Source organism: Solirubrobacter deserti (assembly GCF_027587175.1).
GTDB classification, from domain to species: domain Bacteria; phylum Actinomycetota; class Thermoleophilia; order Solirubrobacterales; family Solirubrobacteraceae; genus Solirubrobacter; species Solirubrobacter deserti.
Genome location: NZ_JAPCID010000070.1, coordinates 26110 through 36971, shown reverse-complemented (window position 1 = coordinate 36971; position 10862 = coordinate 26110). Strand labels below are relative to the sequence as shown.

Sequence of the window (10862 nt, the reverse complement as noted above, 5' to 3'; positions counted from 1 at the left end):
CGCAGAGCCTCAGGACGGGCCCGGACGTCTTCTCAGACGTTCACAACCTCTGAAGGCAGGAGAGCTAGGCCATCGCCCGCTTGAGCGTCATTCCCTCGAGGACGTTCGCCACGGTCTCGCACGCGTCGATGGCGCTCTCGATCGTGTCGAAGATGTCCTTCCAGCGGATGACGATCATCGGGTCGATGCCGGCGACGAAGAGGTCGGCGAGGGCGGCACGCTGGAGCTTGTCGCCCTCGTTCTCGAGCCGGTGGATCTCCACGAGCTGCGCGCCGACGTCGAGCCCGTTGCGCAGCCCGCGCAGCGAGTGGGCGACCTGGTCGGCGCACTTGACCAGGACGGCCGCCATCGCCTCGGCCTGCTCCATCGGCGCCTCGACGCCGTAGAGCGCGAGCTGGTCGGCGGCTTCCTCGGCGAAGTCGACGATGTCGTCCAGCGCGCCGGCGAGCGCGTGCACGTCGACCGAGTCCAGGTGCGCGCGGCGCGACCCGCGCTTGGCGAGGCGGTGGTGGATGTCGTGGACGATCCGGTCGCCCTCTTGCTCACACAGCAGGATGTCGCGCGCGAGCGTGGACCGCTCGGGATAGTCCGACAGCAGGTCGCGCAGGAGCATGGTCGAACGCTGGACGTTCCGGCCCGATTCCTCGAACAGGGACAGCAGCTCCGGGTCAGGCCGGGTCCTGCGCAGCAGCACGAACCGACCGTACAGCGGTCACCGGGCCGTGCCGAGGGCGTTCACAAACTCTTCACGGCGAAGGTCCGATGAACAATTCACAAGCTGGTCACGGCCACTTCCCACACGCGAGGTTCACTGTGCCGCGGCGCAGCCGGAGCGGCGCGCCAGGTAGCACCCCCCGGGCCAGGCGCGGTTCCTCTCTCTCCTCGCCGCGTCGGGCCCGGGGGCTCCCCTAACGGGGTCATCGCATCAGCGGATGCGCGCACTGCGAGCAGAACGCCGCGCCGCGCGGGTACAGCGCGTCGCAGTTCGGGCACGTGCCCGCGGCGCCGCCCTCGTCCATGCGGGCGAGCCGCTCGACGGCGCCGAGCTCGGCGTCGAGCGCCTGCAGCCGCGCCGCGTGGCGCACGAGCAGGTCGACGCGAAAGTGGTCGCGGATCGCCATCTCGTAGGCGAGCCCGCCGAGGTCGAACTGCAGCTCGGCGAACTCGCGCTCGAGTCGGCGCCGGCGCTCGTTGAGCTCGGCGGGGCTCACCGAGCGGCCGCCGCCGGGCGGCAGCGGCTGAGGGTCGGGGACGTAGGTGCGGCCGCGCAGCTTCATCAGAACTCCGTCGCCTCCGTGCCGCCGCCCGGCTCGCCGCCGTCGGCCTCGGGCAGCTCGCCGCCCTCGGTCGCCTGCTCGTCCGGCGCGTCGCGCAGCTTCTTCTGCGCCTCCTCCGGCGTCTGCGTCTGCTCCTTCTCCTTGAGCGCCTCGTCGCTCGTCGGGGGAGGGGAGTCACCGGTGTCGCCGCTGTCCTCGGTGGTGTTGTCGTCGCCGGTGCCGCCGCCCGGAGTCTGGGAGACCTCGACGACCTTCGCGTCCGGGAAGTTGGCCTTGATGCCGTCGAGGATCGACTCGGCGTCCGCCTGGCTGGTGGAGACCGTCGAGTAGATGACGTACTGGCCCGGGTCCAGCGACGGATAGGAGTCCGAGTCGAGCGCGCCGACGTCGGCGGCGCCCTGCGTCGACGCCTCGTTCTTGGCCGCGGCGACGGCGTCCGGCGTCGTGCCGTCCTTGGGCAGCGTCCGCAGCTGGACCGTCCAGCCGTCGGTGCCTGCGGGCCAGTCCGGCGTGAAGGTCGCGGGCGCGGCTTCCGGCGCGGGCGTCGACTGCGCCGGGGGCGGCGCCGCGGCGACGGACGCGGTCGGCGTCGGCGTGGCGGCCACCGTGACCGGGTCGTCGTCGCGCGCGTTCATGAGCACGACGCCCGCGAGGATGCCGAGGCTGACCGCCGCCACGCCGGCCAGACCCGTCCAGATCGGCATCGGCGGGAGCGACCGGCGCACCGGCAGCGTGGAGTGCGTGACCGTGGTAGCGGTCGGCTGCGGCGCGACGGCGGCCGGGAACGGCACGCGCGTGGCGGCGCGGCGCTCACCGCAGTTCAGGCAGTAGCGCTGGTCAGCCGCGAGCGGCGCGCCGCAGCTCGCGCACGGCTCGCCGTCGGGGCCGAGGCGCGGCGCGAAGAATCCGGCCTCGTCGGCCGGGGCGGACGCGACGGGAGCGTGCGCCGGGACCGAGCCGAAGGCCGCCGCGCCGTACTGCACGGTGACCGGGGTCGCCGCCGCGTACTGCCCGGTGGCGGGGACGGCGTGGGGCGCCGCCGCCCCGTGCGGCGGCGAAGCGGCGCCGACCGGTGCGAACTCGGCCGTCGGCGCGTCGTGCGGAGTGGGTGGGGCGGTGTGTTGCATCGCGGGGTCCTTACGGCGTGACGATGGTCGGGGGCGCCGCGGCGGAGAGCTCGGCTCCCGCCGCGTCGCCGATGAGGAAGGCGGTGAAGTTCGCGGACTTGCCCGCAGGGAGCTGCTCGACGATGGCGCGGCCGGCGGCGACGACGCGGTCGGCCTTGCGGGCGGCGACGAACACGACCAGGCGGCGCTGGAGGACGTCCGAGCGGTTGTGGACGGTGCCGACGCCGGTGGCGCTGCCGCCGACGTCGGTGGTCACCTTCAACCCGGTGATCTCCATCTCGGGCAGCTCGGGCGGGCCGGGCTTGCCGCCGGTGCCGACGCGCGCGGTGACCTCCTTGCCCTCGCCGGCGAGCGTGACCTGGTCGTTGACCCAGACCAGCCGCTCACCGCCGGCCAGGGCGGGGACGCTGACCAGCGACGCGTCCAGGCCGGGCGTGTCGTTGGTGTAGACCGGCTTCTTGGCGGCGTCGAGCACCGAGACGCTGATCGGCAGCCCGACCAGCGGCGCGCCGGACTTGTTGCGCAGCTCGACGGCCGTGGCGGCGCCGTTGGCGTCCTGCAGCACGGCGGCCTCGCCGACCTCGATCTCGGGCGCGTCGCGGGTGACGACGACCCCCTTCTCCGTCTTGGCGGCCTGCGCCTGGCGCTCGAGCCGAGCGCTCTTGGCCTGGGTCGACTCGCAACCCGCGAACGCGACCAGGGCCAGGCACGCCACGAGCCACCTCATCCGAACGCGCCACCCACGTACTCGGCGGTGCGTGTGTGCTGCGGGCGCTCGAAGACGTCCTCGGCCAGCCCGTACTCGACGAGCTCGCCCAGGTACATGAACGCGACCCGGTCGGCGATCCGGTACGCCTGCTGCAGGTTGTGCGTGACGATCACGACCGCGAGCGACTCGCGCAGCTGCAGGATCAGCTCCTCGATCGTGGCCGTCGAGCGCGGGTCGAGCGCCGAGCACGGTTCGTCGAGCAACAACACCTCGGGGTCGGCGGCGAGCGCCCGCGCGATGCACAGCCGCTGCTGCTGGCCGCCCGACATGCGCAGCGCGGGCCGGTCCAGGTCGTCGCCGACCTCGTCCCACAGGCCCGCGCGTTCGAGCGCGTTGCGCACCGGCGCCATCAGCTCCGCCCGCTTGACGCGCTTGGAGCCTTGCTCGCGCAGTGCGTAGGCGACGTTGTCGAAGATCGACATCGGGAACGGGTTCGGCTGCTGGAAGACCATCGAGATCCGCCGGCGCAGGCTGGTGACCTCGATCGCGTCCACGTCGTCGCCGTCGAGCACGATCTTGCCGCCGCGCGCGGCGCCCGGCGTGAGCTCCACGAGCCGGTTCAGCGACCGCAGCAAGGTCGTCTTGCCGCAGCCCGACGGGCCGATCAGCGCCAGCACCTCGCCCTGGTGGACGGGCAGGTTGACGCCGTTGACGGCGACCTTCGGGCCGTAGGTGATTGTGAGCTCCTCGACGCGCATGCGCTCGACCACGTCGGTCGTGACGCGCGGGCGCATCCGGACGGCGCCGTTGGTCTCGGGCTCCGGCGCCGGCACGACCACGTGCGGCGCGTCGACGACGATCCGCCGGATCGGCGGCGGGGGCATCAGCGGGTCCATCCCAGCCTCTCGTTGCTACCGCGCGCGATCCGGTCGACCGCCCAGTTCAACACCAACACCAGCGCCAGCAGCAGGAACGCTGCCGCGTACGCCTTCTCGGGCGCGCCGCCCTCGCCCGAGGGCGAGTTCGCGTACACGTACGTCGTGAGCGTCGAGCCCGTGCCCTGCAGATAGTTCAGGCCCGGGATCGAGCCGTTGGTCGTCAGCTGCAGCGTGCCGCCGCCGAGCAGCAGCACGACCGCCGTGTCGCCGGCGACACGGCCCATCCCGAGCGCGCAGCCCGTCGCGATGTTCGGGCGCGCGACCGGCAGCAGCACGCGGTGGATCGTCGCCGCGCGCGTCTTGCCCAGCGCGTACGACGCCTCGCGCACGTGGCGCGGCGTGGACAGCAGGCCCTCACGCGTGGCGCCCACGATCAGCGGTAGCGCCTCCAGCGAGAGCACGGCGCAGCAGATCAGCAGCGAGCGCCCGAACACGGCGCCGCCCTCGCCCGTCGCCGACAGGAACCCGAGCCCGCCCTGCGCGAAGAACGCGAGGCCGAACAGCGCGAGCACGATCGACGGGGTACCCGCGATCACCTCGATGCCGGACTCCACCATGCGCGCGAGCCACTTGGGCTTGCCGTACTCGGTCAGCCACACGGCGGTCGCGACGCCGAGCGGCGCCGCGATCACGAGCGCGCCGACGACGATCAGGACCGTGCCCAGGATCGGGTCCAGGAAGCCGCCGGACCGCGACTGGTCGATCGACGCCTCGGGCCGGTCCCACAGCAGCTCGGGCCGCAGGTACTGCACGCCCTTGACGAGCATGTAGAGGACGATCAGCGCGGCGATCGCGATCAGCGCCAGACCGGCCGCCCAGCACAGGCCGAGCAGGACGCGGTCGCGCAGCGGCCACGCGCGCCAGGACCCGGACGGGTCGGTGCGCAGGCGCGGCGGGCGCTCCTGCGGGGGTGTCGCCAGCGCGCTCACGGGCGCCACCTGTCCGCGACCGGCTTCGCCGGTGCGGGGCCAGTTCGGCAGAGAGATCGCTTCGCGGATCTCACGCCGCGAACCTCCGCAGCCGGCGGCGCACGGCCCAGCCGGTGATCGAGAGGCCGACGCTGGAGACCATGATCACGGCGGCGAAGGCGAACAGCGTCTGCCCGTACGGCTTGACCGTGATGCCCTCGGCGCCCTGCACGATCGCGGCCGCGAGCGGCTGGATCGGCTCGAAGAAGAACGTGCTTCCGTCGAGCGGGTTGGGCGCGAAGATGACGCCGCCCGAGACCATCGCGAGCATGATCGCCTCGCCCAGCGCGCGCGCCAGCGCGAGCACGGCGCCGGCGACCAGCGCGGGACGCGCGGCGCGCAGCGCGATCGTCCACATCACGCGCATGCGGTTGGCACCGAGGGCGAGCGCGCCCTCGGTCCACGAAGACGGCACCGAGCGCAGGGCGTCGACCGCGATCGCGATCATGATCGGCACGATCATGATCGTCAGCAGCGCCGTGGCCACGAGCAGGCTCTGACCCGTCAGCTGGATCACGTAGAAGACCGACTCCTTGCGCTCGGTGGAGATCAGGTGGTCATTGAGGAACGGCACGAGCACGAGCACGCCGATCAGCCCGTAGATCACGCTCGGCACACCGGCGAGCAGCCGCACGACGGGCTCGAGGATGCGGACCACCGACGGCGGCGCGAACTCCACGATGAACACGGCCGTCAGCGTGGACAGGACGAGCCCGAAGATCACCGCGCCACCCGAGGACAGCAGCGTCCCGTAGAGCAGCGGCCAGGCCCGCAGCATGTACTCGAACGGCGGCTCCGAGCGGAAGATGTTCTCCAGCTGCACGTTGGCGTCGCCGCCGGTGCCGAACCACGCCAGGCCGTTGGCGGAGAACGACGGCCACGCCTCTCGCAAGACGTAGACCGTCATCCCCGCGATGATCGCCAGCACGAGCACGCCCGCGCTGCCGAGCGCCGGTCCGACGCGCCGGTCAGACCACCAGCCGCTCACTACCGGTACGGCACGTACTTCTTCGCGACGACGCTGCTCTGCGTCGAGGAAGAGCGCGCGAAGTCGATGAACTTCTTGACCTCGCCCTTGGCGGGGCCGACCGTGACGAACCAGAAGTTACGGACGCCGGGGTACTGGCCCGACTTGGCGTTGCGCAGGTTGCACGCGACGCCCTTGTACGGCACGGGGTAGGTGCCCTGGGTGAAGTTGACGTCGAGGTAGCCGATCGCGTTGCGGTCGCTGCGGATCGCGGTCTGGACGAGACCGTTGGACGCCTTCTGGGAGGCGCTCGGCGTCACGTTCAGCGACGGGCCCATGAAGATGTTGCGGAACGCGTCCTGGGTACCGGAGGCCTGCGTACGGACGTTCAGGTTGATCGGGCCCGTGACCTTCGCACCGGGCACGTCCTGCCAGCGGCGGACCTTGCCCGAGAAGATGTCCTGCACGTTCTGCTGGGACAGGTTCGCGAGGTTGTTGTCGGGGTGCGTCGCGATGCACACGCCGTCGCGCGCGATCTTGTAGAAGTTCAGCCCGCCCGGGTCACCGGACTGCTGGTCACGCGAGGACATACCGATGTTCACGCGCTTGCGCGCGACGTCCCCGATGCCGACGTCCGAGCCGCCCTGGGAGACGGTGAACCTCGTGTTGGGGTTGTTCTTCTTGTACGCCTTGATGAGATCAGCCGTGAGCGGGTAGACCGAGGTCGATCCGCTCATGAGGATCTTCGACTGGGCGTGGGCAGCGGTCGGGAACGTGGCCGCGGCGAGAGTGCCGGCGGCGAGCAGCAGGAGACGGGAGCGCTTCATCGCGCCGCCACTCTCTCGGCGGATTGTGGCCGAGATGTGCTCATCTCGTGAAAGACGGTCCATTGCGTGATGTCTTCGCCATAGGTTCGGCCTGGTGCGCCTGCTTGTGTCGTTCGTCTTGCTGCTGGGCGCGGCGTGCCTTCCCGGCACGGCGCGCGCGAGCATCTCCTCACTGACCCCCATCGACGGTCCGTCGGCCGAGATCGTCGACTTCGGGGGGGTCGCGATGGCGCCGGACGGGACGGGCGGGGTCGTCTACCGCAAGCGCGTCGACGGCCGCATCCACATCTTCGCCGCGCAGTTCGACAGCCGGGGCGGCTGGCGCGCACCGCAGCGCGTCGACAACGGCCAGCGCTTCGACTCGTCGTGGCCGGCCATCGGCGCCGGCAACGGGGGCCGGCTCGTCGTCGCCTGGGTGCAGGAGTACGGCCCGTCGACCGACCGCCTGTACTCCGCCGCGCTGGACCCGGGCGCGCGCCGCTTCCAGCCGCCCGTACCGATCGACCTCAACGTCGGCGAGTCGACGGGCACCTGGCCGTCGATCGCGATGGCGCCGAGCGGCAACGCGTTCATCAGCTACCTCGCGATGCAGGTGCCCGGCGCCGCCGACCCGCCGGGCTACGCGCGCGGCGAGCTGCGGGGCGCGCGCTACGACGGCGCGCTGTGGTCGGGCTTCGGCTTCCCGCTGAACCGCAACACCGCCGCGCCGCTGCGGCTGCCCGCCGCGGGCGCGACGCCGCGCCTGACCATCGACGTGCAGGGCAACGGCCTGCTCGCCTGGCAGGAGCCGGACGACCAGTTCGTCGATCGCGTCTGGGCGCGCCGCATCTTCGGTTCGGGCCAGGTCGGCATTGCCACGCTGGTGTCGCCCGCGACGTGGGAGGAGCAGCCGCTGCGCGCGGGCGTGGACCAGTTCTCGCTCGACACCGCCGGCTTCGGCCAGGGCGCGATCGCCTACCGCCAGCTCGCCGCGCCCGGCGGCCCGCTGCCCGGCCCGCGGATCATGCTCGCGACGATCCCCGAGGTCTCCTCGCCCGACGCCGCCAGATTCGGCGCGCCGCGGATCGTCGACGGCGCCGGCGCGGCCGCCCCCGCCGCGGTGGGGCCGCCGTCCGTGGCCGTGGACCGGGTGGGGGACACGGCGACCGTGTTCGGACTCGGCCAGCGCAGCGTGCTCGTGGGCGCCGACGACCGCACCGTGAACCCGCCCGAGCGGCTCGACGACGGCCGCACCAGCATCCCCGGCACGCCCGTCGTCGATCTCGCCGCCTCCGGCGCGTCCGTCGCCGCCTGGCAGGTCCGCCGCGGCGGCGCCGGCGGCATCGGCGTCAGCGAGCGCCGCTCGGACGGCGTCCCCACCGCTCAGGCGCTGACCGCCCCGGTGGGCGGGATCGTGTCCGGCTTCGCCCTCGCGGGCTCCGGCCTCGGCGACGCGATCGTCGGCTGGGCGCAGGGTCCCGAGAGCGGCCCGCAGATCGCCGCGGTCGTCGTCGACGCGCCGCCCGACCCGTTCGCCGTCCAGACGCCCGTGGACTGGGTGCGCACCGTGCCCGAGCTCCAGTGGGAGGTCCCCGCGCACGCGATCGGCGGCGTCAAGTACGCCGTGACCGTCGACGACGACACGGTGGCCGAGAACCTCACCCGGACCAAGCTCGCGCTGCGCTCACGCAACCTCGACGACGGCGTGCAGGTCGTCCAGGTGATCGCCGAGGACGCCGGCGGGCAGGAGACCACGAGCCGCCCGGCCGAGCTCAAGCTGGACCGCCGCAAGCCGCGCGTGCGCGTCCAGCGCTTCCGCAACCGGCTCGTCCAGGTCAGGGTGAGGGACGGCGCCCGCTCGAGCACGAGCGGCGCCGACACCGGGCCCGCCAGCATGCGCTGGGGCGACGGCAAGCGCTCCAGCGCCCGCCGCACGGCTTCGCACCGCTACGCCGGCGGCGGCCCGTTCACGGTCACCGTGCGCGCGACCGACAAGGCCGGCAACCGCGTGACCACGAGCAAGCGGGTGTCGCCATGAGGTGGCTCGCCGGACTGACGATCGCGCTCGCGCTGCCGGTCGCGACCGCTGAGGCGTGGGTCGCGCCGGGAGCGAAGATCGTGTCCGCGTCGCTCGAGCTGCGCGAGCAGGGCGACGAGGCCTCCGGCAACGCGGCGATCTCCGCGGACGGGCGCTACGTGGTGTTCGACACGCAGGCGCGCAACCTCTTCCCGCCGACGTTCGCGGATCCGCCCGGCGCGCATTGGCAGGGAGGCGTGATGCGGCGGGATCTCACGACGGGGGCGCTCGAGCTCGTCGCGCCCGGCGACCTCGTCGGGAACCTGGGAGGCGGCGTCCAACAGCGCGGCGCTCGCAACCCGTCCGTGTCGGCCGACGGCCGCGTGGTCGCGTTCTCGACGGCCCAGAAGCTGGTGCCCGAGGACGTCAACGGCAACATCGACGTCTACGTGCGGGACATGGTCACCGGCGCGTACGAGCTGATCTCCGTGCGCGACGGCGGCAGCGCTCCGGCGAGCTACGCGGCGCGCGACCCCGACACACCCGGGCGCAACCCCGGCGCGGACGTCAGCCCCGGTGTGTCCCTGTCCGCCGACGGCGACCGCGTCCTGTTCCGCACGGTCGACATCGCGTCCGACCTGCCGGCCCGCGCGGGCACCGACACCGAGCCGTACCAGCTGCTGGTACGCGAGCGCTCGACCCGGCGCACCGAGCTGATCACGCGCGTCGCCGCGACGGGCGAGCCCGCCGGCGGCGCCCGCAACGGCGGCGCGCTCAGCGCCGACGGCAGCACCGTCGCGTGGCCGGGCGCCAACGCCGGCGCGCAGACGCGCTTTCTCGACGGCGAGTTCCCCGACCCGGCGGCCGCGTACTACCTGTGGCGCCGGGTGGACGACGGCGGCACCCGCCGGATCACGGGCCCCGCCGAGCCCGAGCTTCCCGGCTGCTCCACGTACGACCCCTCGCCGAGCACGCGCGGACCGTGCAGCGGCCCGCTGTCGGAGTTCGAGCAGTCCGTCGCCGGCATCAACGGCACGCTGCCCGCTCTCAGCGCCGACGGCCGCCGCGTGCTGTTCCTCACGTCGGCGCCGCCGCGACCGCCCACACCCGGGTACGCGCTGGACCTGTGGATGACCGACATGCGCGACGGGCTCTCGCGCACCGCCGCGAGCGTGGAGCTCACGCGCGAAGGCTCCAACCGCGACCCGGCCGACGCGTCGAGCATCACCGCGGTGGCCCTCTCCCCGGACGGGCGCTGGGCGGGCGTGCTCACGCAGCGCACGCGCTTCCTGCTGCCCGCCCTGCGGCTGGTGAACACCCCGACCACCGTGCCGGGAGCGGAGGAGCTGTACCTCGTCGACCTGGACGGCCGCACGGTCGAGCGGGCCGTCCGGGGAGCCAACGGCGCCGCGGCGGCGGCCAGCACGCTGGGCCCGGTATCGCTGTCGGACGGTGGCCACCGCATCACGTTCGGCTCCAACGCGGAGAACCTCTTCTTCGGCGACGCCAACCAGCGCGCCGACGTGTTCGTGATCGATCGCCTGGACGCCGCGCCCCCGGTGCCGGACGCGCCCGAGCCGCCCGCGGAGCCGCCGGCGGAGGTCTTCGATCCGCCGACGCCACAGGTTGCGCGACTGCGCGTCGTGATCCGCAAGGCGCCGGGGGGACGCGTGCGGTTGCGCGTGCGGGCGCCTGGACGCGGCAGGCTCGCGGTCGAGGTCCGCGGGCGCGTCCCCGATCGTGACGGCCGTCTGCGCGGCTCGGCGAAGCTGCTGGGCAAGGCGCGCAAGACCGTCAGGAGGGCCGGCGACGTGACGATCGACGTCAGGCTCGCGAAGCGGTACGACGCGGTCACGCGGCGTGAGAAGAAGCTCGACGGGCGCGCGAGCGTGGTCTTCACGCCGGCTTCCGGCGCACCGCGTCAGGGCGCGGCGAACGTCCGCTTCAGCGCTCCGCCGAAGCGGAAGTGAATGTCATGTTGCGGACCTGTCAAGGGTCTGTTCCAAGTTGGTGAACGCCCCTCCACACCGGCTCTGAACTCCGGGAGGCTGCC

The 10862-nt window shown here is 73.0% G+C and carries 10 protein-coding genes; 2 read left to right on the top strand and 8 right to left on the bottom strand.

The genetic code is table 11. From position 1 onward, the window contains the following. Positions 1-64: 64 nt before the first annotated feature. The 8 genes from OJ962_RS31055 to OJ962_RS31020 all read right to left on the bottom strand — a co-directional run bounded on the left by OJ962_RS31055 (position 65) and on the right by OJ962_RS31020 (position 6813). Positions 65-694, bottom strand: a complete 630-nt coding sequence (locus OJ962_RS31055) for a DUF47 domain-containing protein (RefSeq protein ID WP_202957648.1) — start codon at positions 692-694, stop codon at positions 65-67. Between the two features lie 223 nt (positions 695-917). Beyond that, positions 918-1277: a zinc ribbon domain-containing protein gene (locus OJ962_RS31050; RefSeq protein WP_202957647.1), complete on the bottom strand. Its 360-nt coding sequence runs from the start codon at positions 1275-1277 to the stop codon at positions 918-920. After that, entirely contained in the window at positions 1277-2404 is a 1128-nt protein-coding gene (locus OJ962_RS31045) for a hypothetical protein (RefSeq protein WP_202957646.1), read from the bottom strand. Before OJ962_RS31045 ends, OJ962_RS31050 begins: the two co-directional genes overlap by 1 nt. Positions 2405-2414: 10 nt before the next feature. Further along, a complete protein-coding gene (locus OJ962_RS31040) occupies positions 2415-3131 on the bottom strand; it encodes a hypothetical protein (protein ID WP_202957645.1) in 717 nt (238 codons plus the stop codon). Further along, positions 3128-3871 carry a phosphate ABC transporter ATP-binding protein gene (locus OJ962_RS31035; RefSeq protein WP_407697554.1) on the bottom strand — a complete coding sequence of 248 codons (744 nt, stop codon included), beginning with the start codon at positions 3869-3871 and terminating at the stop codon, positions 3128-3130. Before OJ962_RS31035 ends, OJ962_RS31040 begins: the two co-directional genes overlap by 4 nt. Positions 3872-3996: 125 nt before the next feature. Further along, positions 3997-4980, bottom strand: coding sequence for a phosphate ABC transporter permease PstA (gene pstA, locus OJ962_RS31030; protein WP_202957643.1), 984 nt, complete (start codon positions 4978-4980; stop codon positions 3997-3999). Positions 4981-5050: 70 nt separating this feature from the next. Then, positions 5051-6007 carry a PstC family ABC transporter permease gene (locus OJ962_RS31025; protein WP_270006840.1) on the bottom strand — a complete coding sequence of 319 codons (957 nt, stop codon included), beginning with the start codon at positions 6005-6007 and terminating at the stop codon, positions 5051-5053. Further along, on the bottom strand, positions 6007-6813 hold the full coding sequence (locus OJ962_RS31020; protein WP_202957642.1) for a phosphate ABC transporter substrate-binding protein: 807 nt from the start codon (positions 6811-6813) through the stop codon (positions 6007-6009). The genes OJ962_RS31025 and OJ962_RS31020 overlap by 1 nt, the downstream gene beginning before the upstream one ends. Before the next feature lie 94 nt (positions 6814-6907). On the opposite strand from OJ962_RS31020, the gene OJ962_RS31015 reads away from it, so the two are divergent. Together OJ962_RS31015 and OJ962_RS31010 are read left to right on the top strand one after the other, a co-directional pair. Further along, on the top strand, positions 6908-8830 hold the full coding sequence (locus OJ962_RS31015; protein WP_270006838.1) for a PKD domain-containing protein: 1923 nt from the start codon (positions 6908-6910) through the stop codon (positions 8828-8830). Then, positions 8827-10779: a TolB-like translocation protein gene (locus OJ962_RS31010; RefSeq protein WP_202957640.1), complete on the top strand. Its 1953-nt coding sequence runs from the start codon at positions 8827-8829 to the stop codon at positions 10777-10779. The genes OJ962_RS31015 and OJ962_RS31010 overlap by 4 nt, the downstream gene beginning before the upstream one ends. Positions 10780-10862 lie beyond the last annotated feature (83 nt).